Source organism: Mesorhizobium sp. 01N446 (genome assembly GCF_056399285.1).
Map to the genome: position 1 here is coordinate 120,306 of NZ_JBFTRA010000008.1, position 22,227 is coordinate 142,532.

Genomic DNA, 22,227 nt, shown 5'->3' on the forward strand with positions numbered 1-22,227 from the left:
CGAGGGAGGAGCTGATATGGAAAGGGTTCTCGTCTCCGCCTGCCTGCTCGGCAGCCATGTCCGCTATAACGGCTCCTATCGCCTGAACGGCCATCCGGTCCTGACACGTTGGCAGGCGGAAGGACGCGTCGTGCAAATCTGTCCGGAGGTTGCCGCAGGTTTCTCCACGCCGCGCCCTGCGGCTGAAATTCACGGCACGGCCGACGCTGTGCTCCAGGGCCAGGGTCGCGTGGTCGAGCAGACGGGAGGCGATGTGACCGCACTCTATCTCGAAGCCGGGCAGCTCGCGCTCGACCTCGCCCGGGAAACAGGATGCCGCTATGCGGTTCTGACCGACGGCAGTCCGTCCTGCGGCAGCAGTTTCGTCTATGACGGCAGTTTTTCCGGCAAGCGCGTAGCCGGTCGCGGCACGACCACCGCTCTGTTGGAAGCCAATGGCATTCGCGTCTTTTCGGAAGACGATATCGGCGACCTTGACGATCTCCTGACCAAGCCCGGCTCAGCCGAAAACGCGGCCTGATCCATGGCAGACAAGAACCAGACCGCGACCAGCGATACCGTCATCCGTCCCGGCACCATTGAAGACGCCGATACCATCCACGCCGCGCTTCTCGAACTCGGCACCCATATCGGCGCGCATCAGGAGATCACGTCCACATCGGATGATATCCGCCGCTACGGCTTTGGCGAAAAGCCTGCCTTCTCGACCCTGATCGCCGAGGTGGACGGCGAATTCGCCGGTCTGTGCCTGCATTTCCCGATCTTTTCGACCTGGATGGGACGGCCCGGCGTCTATGTGCAGGACCTCTATGTCGAGGACCGGTTCCGTGGCCGGAAGATCGGCGAGCGGCTGCTGCGGCGTGTCGCGGCAGAGTGCCGGAAGGATGGCGGCGTCTATCTCAGACTGTCGGTGGACACCGACAATGAAGGCGCCAAGGCCTTTTACGAGAGGCTGGGCATTGCCTGGTCGAGTTACGAACAAACGCAGAAGATCATCGGCGAGGCCTTTTTCGCCTTCGCCGACGCGCCCGAGGAGCAAGAATGAAAGCCTTTTACGCCGAGGAGCAGAAACGCCACGACCCCAAGGCGTTTCTTTCCAGTGGAGCGGCGCAGCCGAACCCGGAAAAGCCCGAGCGCGTCGAGAGACTGTTAGCCGGCGCAAAATCTGCGGGCTGCACGATCGAGCGGCCACGCAATCATGGGCTCGGCCCGGTCTCGGCGGTGCACACGCCCGAATATCTCGACTTCCTCGAGCACATTTTCGAGCGCTGGCAGCGGATCGATGGCGCTTCGGCCGAAGTGATCCCCAACATCCACCCGATCGCGCGCAGCGGCTCTTATCCCGCATCCGCCGTCGGCCAGGCCGGCTATCACATGGCCGATACCGCCTGTCCCATCTCGGGGGAGACCTGGCAAAGCGCGCTGTGGAGCGCCTGGAGCGCGGTCGAAGCCGCCGAAACGGTGATGGCGGGAGCATCGGCCGCCTATGCGCTGTGCCGCCCGCCTGGCCACCATGCCTTTGCCGATGTCGCCGGCGGCTTCTGCTTCATCAACAATTCGGCTGTTGCGGCGCAGGTGCTGCGCAAGCAGGTGGCGCGGGTGGCGATCCTCGATGTCGACCTGCACCACGGCAACGGCACACAAGGCATCTTCTACGCGCGGCCCGACGTACTCACCGTTTCGCTGCATGCCGATCCGGTGCGGTTCTATCCGTTCTTCTGGGGTCATGCCGACGAGCGTGGCGAAGGCCCGGGCCTTGGCTACAATTTCAACCTGCCGCTGCCGCGTAAATCCGCCGACGCGGCGTTTCTGGAAGCGCTTGAGGTGGCGTTCCAGCGGATCCGCGCCTTCTCGCCCGATGCGCTGGTGGTGGCGCTCGGTCTTGATGCGTTCGAAGGCGATCCGTTCGGAGGGCTTTCGGTGACGACGCCCGGCTTCTCGCGCATTGGCGAGGCGATTGGCAAACTCGGCCTGCCGACGGTCATCGTCCAGGAAGGCGGCTATCTCTGCGACGCACTGGGCGAGAACCTCACCGCTTTCCTCACCGGTTTCGGCGGCAAGGCGCGCTGAAGGTCAAAGCTATCGTCAGGAGCGCTGCTGCCTGAGCATGGCGATAACCCGCTGCACGCTCTCCAGCGTCTCGTCGATCTCAGCCGCCGTGTTGTAATGGGCAATGCCGATGCGCACGACGCCTTGATCGGCCGGAATGCCGAGCTGGTGGACGATCTCCCAGGCGTAGTTGTGGCCGGACCACAGGAAGATGTTCTCGGCGTTCATCTGCCGCACGATCGTCTCGGGAACGATGCCGTCGACGGTGAAGGAGACCGTCGGCACACGATCTGCGAGCCGTTTCGGATCAGTGATGCCGTGGATGGTCAGGCCCGGAATGTCGGACAGGCCATCGATCAGCCTTTGCGCCAGCGGGTTTTCATAGGCTATCGCGACTTCGAACGCCTTGGCGATCTTCAGCCTGCGCGAACCACCCTCGCCCGCCGCAGCACCCAGTTCGGCGAAGTAGTCGACCGCAGCCGTGAGGCCGGCCATCAGCTCGATCTGCGGCGTGCCAAGCTCGAAGCGCTCCGGCAGGCTATTCGAAGAGCAACGGCATTTGTAGGGCTTCAGGCCCTCGATGATATCCAGCCGCCCCCACAAGATGCCCATATGCGGGCCGAAGAATTTGTACGCCGAGCAGATCAGGAAATCGCAGCCGAGCTCCTGCACGTCGATCAGGCCATGCGGGGCGAACTGCACGGCGTCGACATAGACCAGGGCGCCGGCCTGTTTTGCGATGGCGGTCAGGGACCTGACCCGGTTGATCGAGCCGGTGAGGTTCGAGGCATAATTCAACGCGACCAGCCGTGTCTTGTCGGACAGCAAACCGATCAGCGTCGCCTCCTCAACCTGCCAGCTCTTTTCGTCGAACGACRGCCAGCGCACCACGAGGCCCAAATCCTCGGCCAGTTGCAGCCAGGGCGAGACATTGCCCTCATGGTCCATGCGGGTGAGGATGAGCTCGTCGCCCGGTTTCAGCGTGCGGCCAAGCGTGCGCGACATGTGATAGGTCAGCGTCGTCATGTTGGCGCCGATGATGATTTCCTGCGGGCTCGCCGCTCCAAGAAAATCGGCCATCGCCTGATGCGCCTCGTCGACGACAGATTGAGCCGCGACCGTCGTTTCGAAATAGCCGCCGAGATTGGCATTGGTGGTGAGCAGGCAATGCGACACCGCATCGGCCACCGCCTGCGGCACCTGCGTGCCGGCAGGGTTGTCGAGATAGATGCGACGGCGGCCCTTGTCGGTCAGGGAGAGCGCTGGAAATTGTCCACGCACGACCTCGATCGGGAAATCCACCATTCTCTCCACCTCTCTGTTATTCCTTGGTAATTCTATCCCCGCGGATCAGGGACAGGGATTGCCGACCCGCTGGTGGATCGCATCCACCGCCTTCTGCATCTCCTCGGTCCAGACCACATCCACCGAAGATAAAGCCATTTCGAGCTGCGCAATGGTCGTCGCGCCGATGATGTTCGAGGTGACGAAGGGCCGGCTCGACACATAGGCGTTGGCAAACAGCGCCGGCTCCATGCCGAATGAGCGCGCCAGTTCATTGTATTCGAGCAGCACTTCGGCTGCATTCGGCGTCTCGTAGCGCTGGCCACGATTGAACAGCTGCGAGCGCGAGCCCTGCGGGCGGGCACCATGGTCGTATTTGCCTGAGAGGTAACCCTGCGCCAGCGGCGAATAGGGAAGCAACGACACCTGTTCGCGCTCGCAGACCTCCGCAAGGTTCACCTCGAAGGTGCGATTGACGAGATTGTAGGCGTTCTGGATCGACGCAACGCGGGGGCCAATGCCTTTGTCGGCCTCGGCCAGGAACCGCATGAGGCCCCAGGAACTCTCGTTCGACAGGCCGAAATGACGGATCTTTCCTGCCTTCACCAGTTCGTCGAACACTGAAAGGGTCTCGGCGATCGGTGTTTCGTTGGCCGGCGCGCCGTCGGCATCGGGCCGGCGCGCCACGGCGCCGATGCGCGTCGGGTTGGCACCCCAGGGGATATCCCGTTCCGGCCAGTGGATCTGGTAGAGGTCGAGATAGTCCGTGCCGAGCTTGGCCAGCGATTTGTCGACGGCGTCAAAAATATCGGCGCGCACCAGTTGCGACGGCCTGTTGCCGCGAAACCAGGAGTTGGCGGTGCGGCCGACGACCTTGGAGGCAAGAATCACCTTGTCACGGTTGCCCTTCGCCTTCATCCAGCTGCCGATGATCTTTTCGGTCCGCCCCTGCGTCTCCGCCTTGGGCGGGATCGGGTAGAGTTCGGCGGTGTCGATGAAATTGACGCCGCGCGAAAAAGCCAGATCCATCTGTGCGTGACCTTCGGCCTCGGTGTTCTGCTGGCCCCAGGTCATCGAACCAAGGCAGATCTGGGTAACAAGAAGATCGGTCCGACCGAGACGGCGTTTGTGCATGGAATTCTGCTCCGGAGGGAAAGTCTGCGCGGGAAGGAGGCTGCATGTATAGGGAAAGCCACGACGCTCTCCAAGCCTCGCCAGGCCGACTTTTGCGTGAACCAGCTGTTGGCTAGCGGCGTGCGCCGGCCAGGGCGCGGCGCTTGGCCTCGTCGATCAGCATGTTGGCCACCTGCATGCGGATCATGGCGCGCTGGCGGAGATGCGGCGCGACGCGATCGGGATGGTTGGTGAAAGCAAAGCTGCGGCGCATGCGGCCGAAATCGGCGGCGCTCTTGGGCTGGTTCAGTCCCAGTTCGGCCGCGATCGATTCCGGATCGATCGGCGGCAGTTTTTCCTCCGGCTTCGGGTCCTCGGCAGCCAGCGCCAGCTTGGCGTGTTCGAGCAGGGCGGCGAATTCGCTCGCCAGATCAGCACCGGTCTCGCGATATTCGGCGGCGGATACCTTGATGCGGCCGGAATGGAGTTCATCGGCGACCGAGAGATAGTCGAACGGAATGGACGGACGCGCGCCGGCCTCGTCGCCGCCCTCGATGCCGTCGCCCTTGTCGGAGGCGACGAAGAGGTCGTCGAGCAGCGAAGCGAAATCACGCTTGGCGCTGGTAGCGATGTCAGCCTCCCCCTTGCCTGACCGTCAGGTTTCCAGACCATAGAACCGGCTCGTTAAAAATACATACCACCGATCTTAATGAATTTAGCCATTCGAGATCGCGACCGATCCCTCAAAATAAAAAGCCGGACTGCATTTTCATGCAGCCCGGAAATTCGCCAGGAGTGGCGAGGAAAAACTGGCCATGAGCCAGCGTCGAAGCCTACGGTTCGTGCGGCGCGGAAGTTTCAGCGGGCGGCAAAAATTTTTTGAAAATTGTCCGGACATAGCAGGCATGCAAATGCTGCACTGCACAATCGTCACGATTCATCTATATTGATTGGTGTGGAGGACCAACCAGGAGCCTGAATCATGGGTTTCTTCACGGAAATGTTCGCCCGGCCGCGCCCGCAGGAACATCTGAGATACCGCGCGGCGCTCGCGCTGCTTCATTCGATGAGCAATGCCGACCGCGCCGATATCGGCATCAAGCCCGCCGATTTTCCGCGCGTCGCACGCGAAATGTCCATTCGCTAGATGCGCCTCGCGAGATGTCCCGGACCGATCCGGGACATCTCAAGGCATCGGCCGGTCAACGCGATCCCAGGAACGTCGCCTTGCCGAGCGGCACGCCATTGTGGCGAAGGATGTCGTAAGCGGTGGTGAGGTGGAAATAGAAATTGGGCATGGCCACATGCAGCAGATACTGCATGCCCGCCAATGTCGTCTCGCGTCCGCCGAGTTTCAGCTCGATCATCTTATCGTCGGAACCGTCCATATCGGCGGCGGAAAATGTCTCCAGAAGCGCCAGCGTCTTGGCGATCCGCGCCTCGAGCTCGGCAAAGCTTGCCTCATTGTCCTCGTATTTCGGCACTTCTCGACCGGCCAGCCGCGACGGCGCGCCCTTGGCATGGTCGGTGGCGATCTGCACCTGCCGGGTCAAAGCGAACATGTCGGGCGCAAGCCGCGCCGTCAAAAACACCTGCGGGTCGATCTTGCGGTCAAGCGCATTCTGTTCGGCAGCCGCCAGCACATTGGAAAGTGCTTTCAGCCTTGCTGAGAACACGGGCACGGATGCCTCATACATCGATATCGTCACGTCAAATCTCCTGTCCGGTCTGAGCGCCGGCGCAGCGACGTAGCGCCTCCCCACACGATTCTTCAAGCGCCGTGGGCTCCGCGTCACCGCGCCGCCGCAATCGCCGTGGTAGAATTTCCGTTATCGAGCGGAGATTCCCGATGAGACGCGCCCTTCTCGCAGCGACTGCCTTTCTCTCCCTTGCTGGCCAAGCGGCGCTCGCCGCCGACGACACGCCAGAAGCGCCCTATGTCGACGACCGGTCGAGCGCCGAAGCGGTCATCCGCTCGCTCTACAGCGCCATCAACCGGCACGAATTCGCCCGCGCCTGGGGTTATTACGGTGATGCGAAGCCGGCTAAGGATTTCGACAGTTTCGTCAAAGGCTATGACGGTACCGACAAGGTGGAAGTCGCGACGGGCGCAATTTCGGACGAAGGTGCCGCCGGCAGTATCTTCTACAATGTCCCGGTCGCCATCCGCGCCACCGACAAGAGCGGCGGCGAAAAGGTTTTCGCCGGCTGCTACACCCTGCGCCAGGTGAATGCCCAGATCCAGGCCGCGCCGCCCTTCGATCCGATCCACATCGAAAAAGGCGCGCTCAAACCCTCAACCGCCGATTTCGAGCAGGCGCTGCCGCCGAGTTGCGGCGACGGTCCGCCGCCGCCGAAGAAGGATACGGCACTCGAGCAGGTCAAGAAGGCCTTCCTGGCTACTTATGGAGACCAGTGCGACAAACAGTTCCTGGGTGATGAACCGGAGATCTTCTCGATCAAGTACAAGGACAAGGATGCACAGCCCGGCGATCCCGACAAGGAAACGCGGCTATTCCATTTCTCCTGTTCGGCCGCGGCCTACAATGAAAGTTCGGTCTATTACATGACCGATGAATTGTCTGAAGTGCGGCAATTGCAGTTCGCCGAACCGAAGATGGACATCCGCTACGAAAACAATGACAGCGACGGCAAATTGCTGGGTATGAGCATCGTCGGCTTCGAGACGACCGGCTGGGCGGTCAATTCCGACTATGATGCGGACGCCCATACGATCACCACCTTCAACAAGTGGCGCGGCGTCGGCGATGCCTCCGATTCGGGAACCTATCTGTTCCGCAACGGCGATTTCTCGCTGGTCCAGTACGACGTCGATGCGTCCTATGACGGCGAGGAGAACCCGCAGACGGTCGTCGACTACAACACCGCGCCTTGAAGAACGTGGGAGTCAAGGCGCCTTCGACAGCATCCAGTTCAGCGTGCCGCGCCAGTCGACCATGCGGATCGGCGTGCCGTGCGTGCCGGTCTCGAAGCGCACGAAACGGGTCGGATAGGGATAGGCCTTCGACCTAGCGATGATGGAGCGGAAGAAGGCTTCCTGGTTACCCACGGGAAAGACCACGTCATGGCTGCCCTGGCCGAAGAACACCGGGACATGGCGCCTGAAGGCGGGACTGGCGAGAAAACTCTCGTCCCATAAGGATCCGAGCAGCAGCAGCCCGTCGATGCGCCGGCCGGTATCGTTGCGCGCGGCAAGGTTCCAGCACAGCGCGCCGCCCATCGAGCCGCAGGCGACGAAGATTTTCGCGCCGGGCGACTGTTCGGCGTAGTGATCGATCAGCGCCGCGACCTGGGCGGCACCCTTGTCGCCGAAATCGGGGAAATCCGGCGAGAGATAAAGCCCGCCATTGGCGGCCATCAAATTCTTGAGCCGGTTGAAATTGCCGCCGAAGGTGAAGTCGTCGACGCCCTGCTTGCGGCTGCCGCCCTGCCCGTGCAGATAGAGCACGATGATGGCGGCACCTTGCGTCTTGCCGACGGCGATATGCCTGACATCGCCGGCATCGGTCTTCAGCATCAGATCCTGCTGCACCTTGCGCACGCCGGTGTCGGTGTATTGCGGGTGCACGCGCTTTTCCGGCACCTCATCGCGCTGATTGATGTCGCGCATCTCGCGATAGTCGATGACGGTGTAGGCGCCGCCGTCGCCGCTCGACAATGTCGCGGGATAAGCGAAGAGATCGTCCTTGAAGGGTTTTAGCTCCAGCGCATTGGCCTGGCCGGCAAGGCAAAGGACAAATACCGCGGCCAGAAAGCCGTGAAGTGAGGAAAGAAAACGAAAAGCCATATCGCAGGCTTGCGTAATTCGGCCGGGGTTTGTCAATCCTGCAGCACGCCGCCGGCGCCTTCGAGCGCCTCGCGGGTGTCGACATCGACAGAGGCGCCCTCGCCGGTCTCGACATCGATGACGTCGAGCCCTTCGGCCTCGACCAGATGGCGTGCGCCGGTATCGCCTTCGAGATGGGCGATGGCCGCGAACAGCGCGCGCGGCAGGAGGACCGGGTTGCCGCGTTTGCCCTGATGCGAGGCGCGGACCACGGAATTGCCTCCGGCCTTGCGGAAAGCATCGATCAGCCGGTCGAGATCGTCTGACGCGACTCCTGGCATATCTCCCAGAACGATCATCGCGCCGGCAATGTCTTCGGGCAGATAGGCAATACCGGCCTTCAGCGAGGTCGACAGGCCATCGGCAAAATCGGGATTGTCGGCGAAGGTCACATCCAGCCCCGCCATCGCCGCGCGCACCCGCTCGCGCTGATGGCCGATGACGACGATCGTACCTGACGCTTTCGAGGCGAGCGCGCGCTCGGCGGTGCGGCGCACCAGCGGCTTGCCGTCGAACAGCGCCATGAGCTTGTTGGGTCCGCCCATGCGGCTCGACCGGCCCGCAGCCAGAAGCACGATCTCCACCTTGAGCCGGCTTTTGGCCGGCAGCGGTTCGCGCGGCTGGGGCCGCGTCGGGATTTCCATCAACAGGCCGCCGACCCCCATGCCGGCGATATCCTTCGCGGTGACGTCGAGGCCGGCAACCAGACGGTCGAGCACCCAGTCGAAGCCGTTTTCCTTGGGACTGCGGGCGCAGCCGGGCGCACCGATGATGCGCTTGCCGTCGAGCGTGCCGAGCACCAGAAGATTGCCGGGATCGACCGGCATGCCAGCGCGGATGACGGTCCCGCCCGCCATCTCGATCGCCGCCGGAACGACATCGGCGAAATCGCTCATTGCGGAGGCGCCGAAGATCACCACCAGGTCATTGTCGCGCGCCAGCGAGGCGGCGGCCTGTGCCACAGGCGCGATCTCGTGCGGCGTGCGGCGTTCCGCCGTCAGCCTGCCTCCGGAGCGCGCCAGCCGCGCTTCGGTGACGCGCAGCGTCTTGTCGAGCACGCTGGGCTTGATGCCCGGTAGGACCGTCTGGATGACACCCACACGCACCGGCTGATAGGCGTTGACGGCAAAGATCTCGCCGCCGGCGCAGATTTTCTTAACAGTGTCGACCAGGCTTGAGGCGACCGCGAAGGGAATGATCTTCACCGTCGCCACCATCTGACCCTTTTCGACCGGAGCGTGCTGCGCCAACGTGGCAAGGGTGATGGCGGGATCGACGGCATTGATCGCGTCGATGACAGCCGCGTCGACCGTGAAGATGCCCGATGCCTTGGCGTGGAGATTGACCCGGCCGGTGGCGGCGGGCCGCGCCTCGATGCCGCTGAAAATCATGCTCTCGGCGATTGTTTGCGCCGCGGCGTCCTCGCCCAGATCATCCGGGGACAGCACGGCCGCAACGACCTGCGCGATGCCTGCCAGCTTAAGAGTCTCGACGTCTTCCGCGCTCAGCCTGTGCGCCTTGCGAAAACGCTTTTCACCGGCGGTGGTGGCATGCGCCAGCACCGCGCCTTCGGCGGTTTCAATGGGGATGGGACCGAACTTCACGCCACTGCGCCCTTTTGATCAAGGCCGCGCGAGCGGAAGGCGTAGATGGTCTGCGCGAGAACGGCGACGGCGATCTCGGCCGGACTGGCGGCGCCGATATCGAGCCCGATCGGCGCATGGATGCGGGCGATCTGGTCGGCACTGGCGCCCAGCGCCAGCAGGCGCTCGACGCGCTTGGCGTGTGTCTTGCGGCTGCCGAGCGCGCCGACATAGAAGCAGTTGGCGTCGAGTGCGGCCTTCAGCGCGAAATCGTCGATCTTCGGGTCATGGGTAACGGCGGCAAGTGCGGTGTAGCTGTCGAGCGGCTGGCGCTTCAGCACATCTTCCGGCCACTCGGCATGCAATGTGACATCGGGGAAGCGGTCCGGCGTGGCAAAAGCCGTGCGTGGATCGATGATCTCGACGGGATAGCCGGCGATTTTCGCCATCGGCGCCAGCGCCTGGCTGATATGGACCGCGCCGATCACCAACAATCGCGGTTGCGGCAGATGCGCGTTGAGAAAGAAGGTCCGCCCTTCCGCCTCGACGGAACCGGAATTGCCCGACCGAAACGCCCTGGCGATCGCGGCTCCAAGGTCGCCCGCAACCTGGTCGCCCTCGCGCACGACGCGGTCGCGGCCGTCACCGAGATCGGTGACCAGGATCGCCGCGCGGCGGGCGCGTCGTTCGGCATTCAAGGTTTTAAGGGCGTATGGATCCATCTGCGATCAGCCCAACCGCTCGACATACACCTTGATGCGGCCGCCGCAGGACAGGCCGACCTGCCAGGCGGTTTCATCTGCGACACCGAATTCGAGCATTTTTGCTTTCCCTGAACCGATGACGTCGACCGCCTCGCTCACCACCGCACCTTCGACGCAGCCGCCCGAGACCGAGCCGTGGAAATTGCCGTCGGCATCGATGACCAGATGGCTGCCGACCGGCCTCGGCGCCGAACCCCAGGTCTCGACTACGGTGGCAATGGCGACATCCTTGCCGTCCTTCATCCAGCCTTCCGCGATGATCAGCGGGTCGCGGGCCTCATCGAGATAGATGCTGTCGTCCATTATCGCTTCTCTCAGAGTCTGTTTTTGCGGTGGATAAACATATGGCTACGCAGCGTGCCTCGCGCCAGCTTCCAGCCATCGGCGCGGATCGACGGACTGTGCCGATTTCTTGTCCAGCGAGGCGCAAAGGTCGGCGAGCGCATCGAGATTGTGCACCGAGCGGAATTCGTCGACATGCGGCAGCATCGCCTTGACGCCGCGGGCGCGCGCCTGAAAACCGTCGAAGCGCAGCAACGGGTTCAACCAGATCAGCCGCCGGCAGGATTTGTGCAGCCGCTCCATCTCCTCGGAAAGGCCGGCGACATCGTCGCGCTCCAGCCCGTCGGTGATCAGAAGCACGACCGCGCCCTGGCCCAGCACGCGCCGCGACCATATCAGGTTGAACTCGGCCAGCGTGTCGCCGATGCGCGTGCCGCCGGACCAGTCCTTGACCGCCGCCGAGCAGTCGGCAAGGGCGGCATCGGGATCGCGGTGGCGCATCTGCCGGGTGAGATTGGTCAGCCGCGTGCCGAACACGAAGGTGTGTACGCGGCGGCGTTTTTCCGTCAGCGCATGCAGGAAATGCAGGAAGATGCGCGTGTACTGGCTCATCGAACCGGAAATGTCGGCCAGCACCACCAGAGGCGGATGGACTTCGCGCGCCGAGCGGAATTTCGGCAGGATCAATTCGCCGCCGGTGCGCGCTGCAGAGCGCATCATGGCGCGCGGGTCGATGCGGCGGCCATGCGCGTCGGCCTTGAAACGCCTGGTCCGCACCATGTCGAAAGGCAGTCGCAGTTCGGCGATGGCTTTCTTGGCGTCGGCCATTTCGGCGGCGTTCATCTGCGCAAAGTCCTTGCCGCGCAGCACTTCGTTGCCGGAAAAGGTGAAACGGGCATCGACCTCGATCTCAGGGACTTCCTGCGGTGGCTGGTTCTTCTGATGGCCTTCGAACATGGCCTGGCTGACGCGGTTCTCGGCCGCGCGAGGCTTCTGCTTCTCCTTGGAGTCGGGCGCCACCGGCGAAAACATCGCCAGCAGTTTCTCGATCAGTTCGCGGGATTTCCAGAACAGCCGGAAGGCCTCGTCGAAGACCGGGTGATCCTCATGCCTGGACACCAGCACCGCGTGCAGCGTCCAGTAGAAATCGTCACGCGAGCCGATGCCGGCGGCCAGCACCGCCTCGATGGCATCCTTGACCGAGGCCGGCCCGACCCGCATGCCTGCCTTGCGCAAGGTGCGTGCGAAATAGACGATGTTGTCGGCGATGCGTCCGTCCGCGGTCGCCTCTCTGGGGTCGGGACGCGGCGCGTTCATTGCCGCTACTCCGCCGCCGCGAGCTCGGCCTTGACCTCGTCGAGGATACGCCGGCCCTCGCCCGTGCCGATGCGGGCGATGTCGTCCTGGTATTTCAACAGCACGCCGATCGTGTCGGACACGGTCTCCGGATCGAGCGCCACCTTGTCGAGTTCGGTCAGCGCGCCGGCCCAGTCTATGGTTTCGGCGACGCCCGGCACCTTGAACAATTCGACCTGACGCAGCTTTTGTATGAAGGAGACCACCTCCGCTGAAAGCCGCCGGTTGGCATGCGGCACCTTGCGGCGCACGATCTCCAATTCGCGCTCGGCATTGGGATAATCCACCCAGTGATACAGGCAGCGCCGCTTCAACGCGTCATGGATCTCGCGGGTGCGGTTTGTGGTGATGATCACGATCGGCGGCTCTTCCGCCTTGATGGTGCCGAGTTCGGGCACCGTCACCTGGAAGTCGGAGAGGATTTCGAGCAGGAAGGCTTCGAAGGCTTCGTCCGTGCGGTCGAGTTCGTCGATCAGGAAGACCGGGGCAGCTCCCGCCTTGCCGGTCAGCGCATCGAGCACCGGACGGCGGATCAGGTATTTTTCCGAGAAGACGTTGCGCTCCATGGCGGAGCGGTCGACCTTGCCGGCCGCCTCCTCCATGCGGATCTCGATCATCTGCGCGGCGTAATTCCACTCGTAGACGGCAGACGATACGTCGAGCCCTTCATAGCACTGCAGGCGGATCAGCCGGCGGCCAAGCGCCTGCGCCAACACCTTGGCGATCTCGGTCTTGCCGACGCCGGCCTCGCCCTCGAGGAACAACGGCCGGTTCATGCGCAGCGACAGGAAAAGCACCGTCGCCAGCGATCGGTCCGCCACATAGTCCGCGCCGGTCAGGAGATCGAGCGTCTCGTCGATCGTCCGCGGTACGGGGCGCGGTTTCAGTTCGGTCATTCTTTCTCCGTGAACGCGGCCACTCCGCTGTCCAGGACGTGGTAGCCGCGGGCGTGATAGATCAGCGGCCGCAAATTATCGCCCATGCGAAGGCCTGTCACCTTGCCAAAAAGCACACGATGGGTCGCCAGGTCCTTGGTGTCGATCAGTTCGCAGTCGAACACCGCGAGCGCGCCCTTCAGCGTCGGCGCGCCGGTGGAAATCACATCCCATTCGCCGAGCGCGAAACGCTCCTCGACCGGCAGGCCGGTGATGCCGGAAAAGCCGACCGACAGCGGTTCTTGGTGCGAGGCCAGCGTATTCAGGGCAAACCGGCCGTTCTTCACGAACAGCTCGTTCTTGGCATTTTCGCGGTTGAGACAGACCAGAATGGTCGGCGGCGTGTCCGACACCGAGCAGGCGGCGATCACGGTTGTGCCACGCTTGCCGGCCGGTCCGTCGGTGGTGACCACATGGACGTGGCCAGCGAAATGGCTCATCGCGTCGCGATAGGCCTGCGGTCCAATGTCATTCTTCTTCAGCACCGGAAATTGTCCATAGCCAGAACACTACCGCTATATATGGCCAGACATGACAGGCCACAAGCGAAGTGCTTGGCCCATATCCCCAAATTCGCGTGTTGCACCAAGGGCGGGCAGCCTTTAGGTCTTGGCGGGAATTGGTGCCCGCGCCGTTATCGCGGGCTTGGGAGGAACTGTTCGGCAGGATGCGACCCGGGGCAACGATATCCGCCGCGCTGGCCTGGCTGTTCCTGGCCGGCGCCGCCAGCGCCCAGACGCTGACGATCGGCGTTGCCGCGCCTCTGTCGGGACCGTCAGCCATCCTCGGCAAGCAGATCAAGGCCGGCGCGGAACTCGCGGCGCAGGCAAACGGCGTCGAACTCAAGACCGAGGATGATGCCTGCACCGCCGATGGCGGCGCTGCCGCGGCCAGGGTTTTTGCGGCGGCCAAGGTCAGTGTCGTGGTCGGCTTCCTCTGCACCGAAGCCATCGAGGCGGCGATGCCGATCCTCAAGGACGCCAATATCCCGGTCATCACCGTCGGCGTGCGCACCGAAAGCCTCACCGACCGCCGCGCCAAAACCGGCTGGCCGGTCTATCGCCTGGGGCCGCGCGGCGACGATGAGCGTAACGCCGTCGCCTCCACCCTTACCCGCCTGTGGCAGAAGGAGCTGTTCGCCATCATCGACGACGGCACCATCTACGGGCGCGAAATGGCCGAGACATTTCGCGCGGCCGCCGAGCAAGCGGCGCTGAAGCCGGTGTTCGTCGACACGTTCCGGCCCCAACTCGACAACCAGATCGGCCTGGTCGGCCGGCTGAAGAAAGCCGGCGCCACACATGTCTTTGCCGGCGGCGACGGCGACGACATCGCTATTATGGGCCGCGACGCCGCGCAGCTTCAGGCCGGCATCGTCCTTGCCGGCGGCGAAAATCTGCGCACGCCGCCCGGCGACGTGCCCTATGCGACGGGCACGCTGATGATCGCGCCACCGGAATGGGCCGATGTCGCCGACCCAAAGGTGCTGGAGAGCTTCTCCGCGCAGAAAATCGTACCGGACGGCTACACGCTGCCGGCCTATGCAGCGGTGGAGATCGCCAAGGCAGCCTTGTCCTCGGGCAAGCCGCTGACCGAGGCGCTGACCGGGCCTGATTTCACCACGGCAATCGGCCCGGTGCGCTTCGATGCCAAGGGCGACCTCAGCCAGAGCCCTTACCGCGTCTTCCGCTTCGACGGCACACGCTTCGTGCCTTTGGAAAGCAATTGATGTTCCGCACCGGTCCGCGCAACCTGATCACCGACGTTGCCGGCCTGCGCGTCGGCAACGCTGCCGACGCCAGGCTGAAGTCCGGTGTGACGGCAGTGCTGTGCGACGAACCCGCGGTGGCCGGTGTCCAGATCCTGGGAGGCGCGCCGGGCACGCGCGAGACGGACCTGCTGGAACCGCACAATTCGATCGAGTCGATCCATGCCGTGGTGCTGTCGGGCGGTTCGGCTTTCGGCCTCGACGCCGCGTCCGGCGTGCAGGCGGCGTTACGCGAGCGCGGCATCGGCTTCGAGGTGGGAGGCTTTCGCGTGCCGATCGTGCCGGCGGCGATCCTGTTCGACCTGCGCAATGGCGGCGACAAGGACTGGGGCCGTTATCCACCCTACCGAGATCTCGGCTATGAGGCAGCGCAATCCGCCGCTGTCGATTTCCAGTTCGGCACCGCCGGCGCTGGCGCCGGTGCGCTCACCGCGGGGCTGAAGGGCGGCCTGGGTTCGGCCTCGACGTTGCTGGATAGTGGCGTCACCATCGGCGCGCTGGCCGCTGTCAATCCGACCGGATCGGTGACCGTCAGCCGCAGCCGCCATTTCTGGGCGGCGCCCTTCGAAATCGGCGACGAATTCGGCGGACTGGGTTATCCCTCGCCCATGCCGGACGACGCCAAGCGCATCCTGCTGAAATACCGCGGCCAGCATGCGGCCAAGCAAATGGAAACCGGCGGCAACACCACCATCGCCGTTATTGCCACGGATGCGGTTCTCACCAAGGCAGCGGCGAAGCGCCTGGCAATGTCGGCACATGACGGTTTCGTGCGCGCCATCTGGCCGACGCACACGCCGGCCGACGGCGACCTGGTGTTCGCCCTGGCGACGGGAACGAGTGGCATCCGGCTCGAAGCCGATGCCGCAATCGATCTCTATGCCGCGGCCGGTGCCACCATGGCGCGGGCCATCAGCCGCGGCGTGTTTGCCGCGACGCCAGCCGACAACGATCTGTTTCCCGTCTGGTCGTCGCGCCGCTAAAGCGGATCACCGTTTCACAGAAACGGCGAACCGCTCTAGCTCTTTGTTTTTGACGCAATTCCGGACGGAAAACCGCTTTACACTTTCCCTGGAATTGCTCCAGCTCGATCGATCAGACCGGATCGGATTTTTCTTCCTCGAACGTCACCGCAACATCGGAATTCGCCGACAGCCACACCTTCTTGCCATCGACTTCGGCAACCAGGGCCAGGGGAATGTAGTGGTGATGACCCTTGTGAGCGCCCTCGCCGCTGTCGGCCTTGGTAAGCTTGATGCGCTGCCCGTCGACCTTGTCGACAGTGCCGACATGCACGCCATCGGCGCCGACGACTTCCATGTGCTCACGAATTTTGCTGGTGTCGGTCATGGTGGTTCTCCATTGGGACTGCCGACAATAACAAATGACGAGCCGATTGGATGCATCGGCTTGTCAGCCGCACGACGTTTTGATTCGGCCATGCTAGGGATGGCATTGATGGCCGCTGTTAAGGGGAACAACCGATGCGAATGCTTTTCCTGTTTGCCGTTTCCCTGGCCGGACAGTTTGTGGCGTCGATCGCCGCCCAGGCCGGCGATGTCGCCGAGCTCGAAATCCTTGGCTTCACCAAGGACGGCGGGGTGTTCGCCTTCGAAGAGTATGGTGTCCAGGACGGATCGGGCTTTCCCTATGCCAACCGCTATTACATCGACACCAGCACCGACAGCTTTCTCAAGGGCACACCGATCCGGGTCCGGCTCGACGACGAGAACGCCAAACTGGACGCGGCGCGCCTTCAGGCCCGGCAAAAGGGCGAGGCCATCGTCAGCCAGGCCGAGCTGAGCGCCAATCGCGGCATCACCGCCGGTTTCAACCCGGTGACGGAGCTTTCGGCCGATCCGCACCGGATGGCGGTTAATCCGCGGCCGATCTTCTCTCCGGTCGACCAACCGCTCGAGTTCCGGCTTGACGAGATCGGCATGAACAACACCGAAGGCTGCGACAGCCAGGGCGAGATCAATGGGTTCCGGCTGCTGCGCGTCGAGGCGCAGGATGGCGGCACCACCAAATTGCTGCACGAGGACAAGTCCATCCCCAAGAGCCGCGGCTGCCCGAACGGCTACCGCATCGGCGCGGTCCAGACGTTCTCCATGGACAGCCTCAGTGCCTATGCGGTGCTGATCGCGGTGCGCCAATATGGCTTCGAGGGGCCGGACTTCCGCTGGATCGCCGTGACCGGCCGCCTGTGAGCTCGCAGGCCGCCATACTCAGCCGCAACGTGAATCACGTCCGCGGCGCCTTGCCGGGGTGGCGCGCGACGCTTTTCGGCTCGCTGGCATGGGCCGCAGCCATGGGCGCCAGCGCGCTCCTCAACCTGTTGCTGGACAATTGGGTGACGCCTGAGAAAATCCGCACGGTTTCGCTGCTGTTCGCGGGCGGCGGCGCCCTCGCCTTTCCGGTTGGCCTGTTCGCGGCGCGGCTGGTCTCTCTCGGAAGGGGCCGAGAGGTCGCCTTCGCGGCGGCAATGGTGTGCCTTGCCGCCGCGACGATCGGGCTGACCGCCGGGCTCTATGCCTTGCAATACCGGTCCTACTACGCCGAATGGCATGCACCCGTCTTCACCCTCACCTGGGGGTTTCAACTCGCCTTCACGATGGCGGTGGCGTCCTACCAGTTCGTGGTGCTGGGCATCCGGCTCTATTTTCCGCTCGGTTTCGTCGTGTTGTTTGCCGCCAGCCTCTGGTTTGCACGGCAGCGGCGTTGAGCATTTTGTCCGCCTCTGTTAGGACGCGGCCAACGCAACGTGATGCTGGAAATCGATCCGTATGATCCCTCGCTATTCCCGGCCGGAAATGGTCGCCATCTGGTCGCCCGAAACCCGGTTTCGCATCTGGTTCGAAATCGAGGCCCACGCCTGCGACGCGCTGGCCGAGCTCGGCGTCATCCCGAAGGAAGCGGCCAAAACCATCTGGGAAAAGGGCGGTGCCGCGAAATTCGACGTCGAGAAGATCGACGAGATCGAGCGCGTCACCAAGCATGACGTCATCGCCTTCCTCACCCATCTTGCCGAATTCGTCGGGCCGGACGCGCGTTTCATCCACCAGGGCATGACGTCTTCGGATGTCCTGGACACCTGTTTTGCGGTGCAGCTTACCCGTGCCAGCGACATCCTGCTCGCCGACATTGACGGCCTGCTTGCCGCGCTCAAGCGCCGTGCCTTCGAGCACAAGGACACCGTCACCATCGGCCGCAGCCATGGCATCCACGCCGAGCCGACAACCTTCGGCATCAAGCTGGCGCAGGCCTATGCCGAGTTCTCGCGCTGCCGCGAGCGGCTGGTGCATGCGCGCGAGGATATCGCCACCTGCGCCATCTCCGGCGCGGTCGGCACCTTCGCCAACATCGAACCCTATGTCGAGGAGCATGTCGCGGCAAAGCTCGGGCTGAAGCCGGAACCGGTATCGACGCAGGTCATCCCGCGCGACCGCCACGCCATGTTCTTTGCCACGCTCGGCGTCATCGCCTCGTCGATGGAACGGCTGGCGACCGAGATCCGGCATCTGCAGCGCACCGAAGTGCTGGAAGCGGAAGAGTATTTTTCGCCGGGCCAGAAAGGCTCGTCGGCGATGCCGCACAAGCGCAATCCGGTGCTGACGGAAAACCTCACCGGCCTTGCCCGCATGGTACGCTCCATGGCGCTGCCGGCGATGGAGGACGTGGCGCTCTGGCATGAGCGCGACATCTCACACTCCTCGGTCGAGCGCATGATCGGCCCGGACGCCACGGTGACGCTCGATTTCGCGCTGTCACGGCTGACCGGCGTCATCGACAAGCTGGTCGTCTATCCCGAGAACATGCTGAAGAACATGAACAAGTTCCGCGGCCTGGTGCATTCGCAGCGCGTGATGCTGGCGCTGACGCAGGCCGGCCTGTCGCGAGAGGACTCCTACCGGCTGGTGCAGCGCAACGCCATGAAGGTGTGGGAGCAAGGCGCTGATTTCCTTGAGGAACTTCTGGCCGACAAGGAAGTGACCGCCGCGCTCCCCGAGGCGGAAATCCGCGAGAAATTCGACCTCGGCTACCACACCAAGCATGTCGACACGATTTTCAAACGGGTGTTTGGCTAAGCCTGAGGCGAGCTTTCCTTCTCCCCGTCTCTATACGGGGAGAAGGTGCCGGCAGGCGGATGAGAGGCAGCGCCCACTTCGGCGATGATCGCACCCATTCACGCTTTGACAATTTCACAACTCGGCGCCGCCCCTCATTGCCCTGCCGGGCATTTCTCCCCGTATATGACGGGGAGAAAGACGCTCGCGTCAAAAGCCGCTCAAGCCTTTCCAGGAACAGTCCTGATCAACGTTCCCCAGGGATCCTCGCGGCTGCTCTCGCTGGTCACATTGTCCGAGCGCATCTCGACCCAGGCGAGACCCGAGCGGGCGGGGTCGCGGCGGCCGGCGCCGGCGCTCTGCCAGGCATTGGCGCCGATGTGGTGGTGGTAGTGGCCTGACGACAGGAATACCGCTTGGCCGCCATACTTGGCCACCGTATCGAAGCCGAATTCCTGATTCCACCAGGCTTCCGCCTCTTCCGGCCTGCCGACACGCAGATGGACATGGCCGACAATGCTGTTTTCCGGTGCGCCTTGCCAGCCGGCGTCGCCGGCCGGCACTTCGCCGACGACGGCAGGAATGTTCAGCCGCTCGGTCGCCATGGCGATCTTGTCGCCATTCCACTTCCAGTCCTGCGGCCGGCGGTCGGCATAGATCTCGATGCCGTTGCCTTCGGGGTCGGTCAGGTACAGCGCTTCGCTGACCAGATGGTCGGACGCGCCCTCGATGGCGATCTTGTCTGATATGGCGTGGTTGATCCAGCGGCCGAGGTCGGCGCGGCTGGGCAGCAGGAAAGCCGTGTGGAACAGGCCGGCGCTGCGCGGATCGTCCGGTTTGGCGGAAGCATCCGGCTCAAGCACCAGCAACGGACGGCTGCCGGCGCCGAGCGTGATGGCACCGTCGGTACGGCTCAACTCCTGCAGGCCGACAACCCTGCGGTAATAGGCAGCGAGGCTTTCGGCGTCGCGCGCCTTCAGCCCGACGCGGGCAACGCTCACCGGCGTGGTGGCGGCAAATGGCAGTTCGCTCATCATAGTCTCCATTGCGGCAACGCTTGATGACGCTCCCAAAGCCAGGAGCCCGGCGCCGCCGATCATTGTACGTCGTGTCAGCGCCAAAATCCCGGTCCTTCACGGCTGTTTCTCTCCCCACGACAGATCGTCGATCGCGATCGTTCACACAAGATGGCGAAAAGCGAACATGGTGTTCACTATTACAGGCCGGGTGCATGCCCATCGACGGTTGCATGAGGCAATCGCGCTCGCTATCTCAGCGCCATGAAAGTCAAAGATGCAGATATCCTGATCGTCCCGGGTTACACCAATTCGGGGCCTGAACATTGGCAGACCCGCTGGCAGTCGAAACTGTCGACGGCGCGTCGTGTCGAGCAGGCCGAATGGTCGAAGCCGGTTCGCGAGGACTGGACGGCGAGCGTCGCCAAAGCGGTCAACGAGGCCGAGAGGCCGGTGGTCATCGTCGCGCATTCGCTGGGTGTGGCCGCGGCGGTGCAAGCCATTCCACAGTTCGTCAAGCCGGTCGCCGGCGCCTTCTTCGTGGCGCCGCCCGATGTCGCCAACCCCGGGATCAAGCCGAAGCACCTGATGACCTTCGGCCCCTACCCGCGCGAGCCGCTGCCTTTTCCGTCGATCGTGATCGCCAGCCGCAACGACCCGTTCTGCGCCTTCGATGTCGCCGAGGACATTGCCGGCGCCTGGGGTTCGCTGTTCATCGATGCCGGCGAGACCGGCCATCTCAACCAGGATTCGGGCTTCGGCCCCTGGCCCGAAGGCTCCATGACCTTCGCCAAGTTCCTGACGGATCTGTAATAAAGGCCCAAGTCGGCACAGAGTGCCCCGAAGAAACCGTCGGGCTCCCATAAACAATAATTTAATGTGGCTGGCGATAACTTCATTGTGCGCGGCGAATTCTGTTCGCCGCGCAATTATATGCGAGATTGCTAAATAACAATTCTTTACGCTCAAATGAAGGTAAGTGCTTGCGCAAGGACGCTTCGCTCGAATTCTTGAGGGGTGCCGCGGCGCTTGTCGTTCTGAATGGTCATATTTTGCGTGCTTTTGCGCCGTCGGCGGCGGGCGGCGACGCAGACAACGCCGCGCAATCGCTCAGGACAAGTCTGGCCTTCATTGCCTTCAATGGCGGCTCCGCCGTCTATGTGTTCTTTGTCCTCTCTTCCTATGTGCTCGTGAAGCGTTATTTCCAGTCCCGCGAGGCGCAAGATCTGCGGCTGGGTGCGATAAAGCGTTTGCCTCGTCTGGCCGGACCAGTGCTTGTCACGGTTCTGTCCTCCTGCCTCATCTTCAAGCTCGATCTGTATTTCTTCCAGGATGCGGCCGATGTCACCCAATCCGAATGGCTGAGCAGATTCGGCAATGCTTCAAAGGTGCTGTCGCCTGAGACAGCGAGTTTTTCCGACGCGTTCCTGCAAGGAGCCTGGCGCACGTTCATCTACGGCGACAAATATTATGACAGCAGCCTGTGGACCATGACGGTCGAGTTCTGGGGGAGCATGCTGACCTTCGCCCTCGCCCCGATCGTCTTTTTCCTCCTGGACCGCTGGACGTTGCTCTTCTGGGTCTGCATAGCAGCAGCCGTGTTCCTGGCGCTGCAAGTCAGTTTCCTGCTTTGTGCCTTTCCGGCCAGCCTCCTGCTCTATCCGCTTCTCGCCATGGGTTTTCGCCCGAATCGGTGGGTGAGAGGCGCCATGGTGATGGTTTCCCTGGCGCTGCTGGGTTATGCAGGGGATGGTGTCGGCATATATTGGCCCTTTGCCGTGCTTGAGACTGCGGTCTCCGATGATGAAGGCCTGCGGCAAGCCTGCGTGGCCATCCCGGCAAGCATCATGTTGGTCTACGCGGTTCTGAGTATGGATGAGCCGCCATCATGGCTCTCGGGCAGGCCGGCACGTTTCCTGGGCGACCTGTCTTTCCCCCTCTACCTCGTGCACGTGCCCGTTATCTGCTCACTGGGATCATGGGCGCTGTTGGCCAGCGGCTCCACCGCACTCGGCGCCGCCGCCGCCATACTGGGTTCGATCCTCGTGGCGTTGCCGCTCACGGTCTTCAACAACTGGTGGGTCCAGGTGCTCGGCGCCCTGTTCAACAGGTTCAGGCGCGGCGGACCTATGGCCGCGACGCCTGCCGCAGCGAACGCCTAAC

At 63.3% G+C, this 22,227-nt stretch carries 25 protein-coding genes; 12 read left to right on the forward strand and 13 right to left on the reverse strand.

What is annotated here, in order from left to right; translation table 11 throughout:
- Positions 1 to 16: 16 nt before the first annotated feature.
- Genes AC1DPX_RS26335 through AC1DPX_RS26345 form a run of 3 tightly spaced genes read left to right on the forward strand, consistent with a single transcriptional unit; the run spans position 17 to position 2,070 of the window.
- Entirely contained in the window at positions 17 to 520 is a 504-nt protein-coding gene (locus AC1DPX_RS26335) for a 2-thiouracil desulfurase family protein (RefSeq protein ID WP_477240265.1), read from the forward strand.
- 3 nt (positions 521 to 523) lie between these two features.
- A complete protein-coding gene (locus tag AC1DPX_RS26340; RefSeq protein WP_477240267.1) occupies positions 524 to 1,045 on the forward strand; it encodes an N-acetyltransferase family protein in 522 nt (173 codons plus the stop codon).
- Positions 1,042 to 2,070, forward strand: a complete 1,029-nt coding sequence (locus AC1DPX_RS26345; RefSeq protein ID WP_477240269.1) for a histone deacetylase family protein — start codon at positions 1,042 to 1,044, stop codon at positions 2,068 to 2,070. The genes AC1DPX_RS26340 and AC1DPX_RS26345 overlap by 4 nt, the downstream gene beginning before the upstream one ends.
- A gap of 15 nt (positions 2,071 to 2,085) precedes the next feature.
- On the opposite strand, the gene AC1DPX_RS26350 is transcribed toward AC1DPX_RS26345, so the two are convergent.
- The 3 genes from AC1DPX_RS26350 to AC1DPX_RS26360 all read right to left on the reverse strand — a co-directional run bounded on the left by AC1DPX_RS26350 (position 2,086) and on the right by AC1DPX_RS26360 (position 5,044).
- Positions 2,086 to 3,354 carry a cysteine desulfurase-like protein gene (locus AC1DPX_RS26350; RefSeq protein WP_477240271.1) on the reverse strand — a complete coding sequence of 423 codons (1,269 nt, stop codon included), beginning with the start codon at positions 3,352 to 3,354 and terminating at the stop codon, positions 2,086 to 2,088.
- Between the two features lie 45 nt (positions 3,355 to 3,399).
- Positions 3,400 to 4,467 (reverse strand): aldo/keto reductase, encoded by a 1,068-nt coding sequence (locus AC1DPX_RS26355; RefSeq protein WP_202354647.1) that lies wholly within the window; start codon positions 4,465 to 4,467, stop codon positions 3,400 to 3,402.
- A gap of 112 nt (positions 4,468 to 4,579) precedes the next feature.
- Positions 4,580 to 5,044 carry a hypothetical protein gene (locus AC1DPX_RS26360; RefSeq protein WP_477240527.1) on the reverse strand — a complete coding sequence of 155 codons (465 nt, stop codon included), beginning with the start codon at positions 5,042 to 5,044 and terminating at the stop codon, positions 4,580 to 4,582.
- Between the two features lie 384 nt (positions 5,045 to 5,428).
- On the opposite strand from AC1DPX_RS26360, the gene AC1DPX_RS26365 reads away from it, so the two are divergent.
- Complete coding sequence (locus tag AC1DPX_RS26365; RefSeq protein WP_080511763.1) at positions 5,429 to 5,593, forward strand: hypothetical protein; 165 nt, start codon at positions 5,429 to 5,431, stop codon at positions 5,591 to 5,593.
- A gap of 55 nt (positions 5,594 to 5,648) precedes the next feature.
- Here AC1DPX_RS26365 and AC1DPX_RS26370 read toward each other — a convergent pair whose 3' ends face one another.
- Complete coding sequence (locus tag AC1DPX_RS26370; protein WP_477240273.1) at positions 5,649 to 6,155, reverse strand: DUF1993 domain-containing protein; 507 nt, start codon at positions 6,153 to 6,155, stop codon at positions 5,649 to 5,651.
- A 140-nt stretch (positions 6,156 to 6,295) separates the two neighbouring features.
- Between AC1DPX_RS26370 and AC1DPX_RS26375 the strand changes: the two genes are divergently transcribed.
- Positions 6,296 to 7,342: a DUF1176 domain-containing protein gene (locus tag AC1DPX_RS26375; RefSeq protein WP_477240275.1), complete on the forward strand. Its 1,047-nt coding sequence runs from the start codon at positions 6,296 to 6,298 to the stop codon at positions 7,340 to 7,342.
- 12 nt (positions 7,343 to 7,354) lie between these two features.
- Here AC1DPX_RS26375 and AC1DPX_RS26380 read toward each other — a convergent pair whose 3' ends face one another.
- Genes AC1DPX_RS26380 through AC1DPX_RS26410 form a run of 7 tightly spaced genes read right to left on the reverse strand, consistent with a single transcriptional unit; the run spans position 7,355 to position 13,698 of the window.
- Positions 7,355 to 8,254 carry an alpha/beta hydrolase family protein gene (locus AC1DPX_RS26380; protein ID WP_477240277.1) on the reverse strand — a complete coding sequence of 300 codons (900 nt, stop codon included), beginning with the start codon at positions 8,252 to 8,254 and terminating at the stop codon, positions 7,355 to 7,357.
- A 32-nt stretch (positions 8,255 to 8,286) separates the two neighbouring features.
- Positions 8,287 to 9,897, reverse strand: coding sequence for an NTP transferase domain-containing protein (locus tag AC1DPX_RS26385; RefSeq protein WP_477240279.1), 1,611 nt, complete (start codon positions 9,895 to 9,897; stop codon positions 8,287 to 8,289).
- Positions 9,894 to 10,598: an XdhC family protein gene (locus AC1DPX_RS26390; RefSeq protein WP_477240280.1), complete on the reverse strand. Its 705-nt coding sequence runs from the start codon at positions 10,596 to 10,598 to the stop codon at positions 9,894 to 9,896. The genes AC1DPX_RS26385 and AC1DPX_RS26390 overlap by 4 nt, the downstream gene beginning before the upstream one ends.
- Before the next feature lie 6 nt (positions 10,599 to 10,604).
- On the reverse strand, positions 10,605 to 10,943 hold the full coding sequence (locus tag AC1DPX_RS26395; protein ID WP_202354653.1) for an XdhC family protein: 339 nt from the start codon (positions 10,941 to 10,943) through the stop codon (positions 10,605 to 10,607).
- 45 nt (positions 10,944 to 10,988) lie between these two features.
- Positions 10,989 to 12,239 carry a vWA domain-containing protein gene (locus AC1DPX_RS26400; RefSeq protein ID WP_477240282.1) on the reverse strand — a complete coding sequence of 417 codons (1,251 nt, stop codon included), beginning with the start codon at positions 12,237 to 12,239 and terminating at the stop codon, positions 10,989 to 10,991.
- 5 nt (positions 12,240 to 12,244) lie between these two features.
- The gene (locus AC1DPX_RS26405) at positions 12,245 to 13,174 is read right to left on the reverse strand and encodes an AAA family ATPase (protein ID WP_477240284.1); all 930 of its coding nucleotides are present in this window, start codon (positions 13,172 to 13,174) and stop codon (positions 12,245 to 12,247) included.
- A complete protein-coding gene (locus AC1DPX_RS26410) occupies positions 13,171 to 13,698 on the reverse strand; it encodes a flavin reductase (protein WP_202354656.1) in 528 nt (175 codons plus the stop codon). Before AC1DPX_RS26410 ends, AC1DPX_RS26405 begins: the two co-directional genes overlap by 4 nt.
- 182 nt (positions 13,699 to 13,880) lie before the next feature.
- Between AC1DPX_RS26410 and AC1DPX_RS26415 the strand changes: the two genes are divergently transcribed.
- Entirely contained in the window at positions 13,881 to 14,942 is a 1,062-nt protein-coding gene (locus AC1DPX_RS26415) for a branched-chain amino acid ABC transporter substrate-binding protein (RefSeq protein ID WP_477240287.1), read from the forward strand.
- Complete coding sequence (locus AC1DPX_RS26420) at positions 14,942 to 15,964, forward strand: P1 family peptidase (RefSeq protein WP_477240289.1); 1,023 nt, start codon at positions 14,942 to 14,944, stop codon at positions 15,962 to 15,964. Before AC1DPX_RS26415 ends, AC1DPX_RS26420 begins: the two co-directional genes overlap by 1 nt.
- A gap of 112 nt (positions 15,965 to 16,076) precedes the next feature.
- Here the strand turns inward: AC1DPX_RS26420 and AC1DPX_RS26425 are convergent, their stop codons facing one another.
- Positions 16,077 to 16,331 (reverse strand): DUF2171 domain-containing protein, encoded by a 255-nt coding sequence (locus AC1DPX_RS26425; RefSeq protein ID WP_096445325.1) that lies wholly within the window; start codon positions 16,329 to 16,331, stop codon positions 16,077 to 16,079.
- A gap of 134 nt (positions 16,332 to 16,465) precedes the next feature.
- Here AC1DPX_RS26425 and AC1DPX_RS26430 point away from each other — a divergent pair, with 134 nt between their 5' ends.
- The 3 genes from AC1DPX_RS26430 to purB all read left to right on the forward strand — a co-directional run bounded on the left by AC1DPX_RS26430 (position 16,466) and on the right by purB (position 19,069).
- Positions 16,466 to 17,191, forward strand: coding sequence for a DUF2259 domain-containing protein (locus tag AC1DPX_RS26430; RefSeq protein WP_477240291.1), 726 nt, complete (start codon positions 16,466 to 16,468; stop codon positions 17,189 to 17,191).
- 50 nt (positions 17,192 to 17,241) lie between these two features.
- Entirely contained in the window at positions 17,242 to 17,706 is a 465-nt protein-coding gene (locus AC1DPX_RS26435) for a hypothetical protein (protein ID WP_446721215.1), read from the forward strand.
- 61 nt (positions 17,707 to 17,767) lie between these two features.
- Positions 17,768 to 19,069, forward strand: coding sequence for an adenylosuccinate lyase (purB, locus tag AC1DPX_RS26440; RefSeq protein ID WP_202354661.1), 1,302 nt, complete (start codon positions 17,768 to 17,770; stop codon positions 19,067 to 19,069).
- Positions 19,070 to 19,269: 200 nt separating this feature from the next.
- On the opposite strand, the gene AC1DPX_RS26445 is transcribed toward purB, so the two are convergent.
- Positions 19,270 to 20,082, reverse strand: a complete 813-nt coding sequence (locus AC1DPX_RS26445) for a VOC family protein (protein WP_477240293.1) — start codon at positions 20,080 to 20,082, stop codon at positions 19,270 to 19,272.
- 246 nt (positions 20,083 to 20,328) lie between these two features.
- On the opposite strand from AC1DPX_RS26445, the gene AC1DPX_RS26450 reads away from it, so the two are divergent.
- The gene (locus tag AC1DPX_RS26450; RefSeq protein WP_010909107.1) at positions 20,329 to 20,877 is read left to right on the forward strand and encodes an RBBP9/YdeN family alpha/beta hydrolase; all 549 of its coding nucleotides are present in this window, start codon (positions 20,329 to 20,331) and stop codon (positions 20,875 to 20,877) included.
- Positions 20,878 to 21,047: 170 nt separating this feature from the next.
- Positions 21,048 to 22,226, forward strand: coding sequence for an acyltransferase family protein (locus AC1DPX_RS26455; protein ID WP_477240295.1), 1,179 nt, complete (start codon positions 21,048 to 21,050; stop codon positions 22,224 to 22,226).
- The last annotated feature ends 1 nt before the right edge of the window (position 22,227 follow it).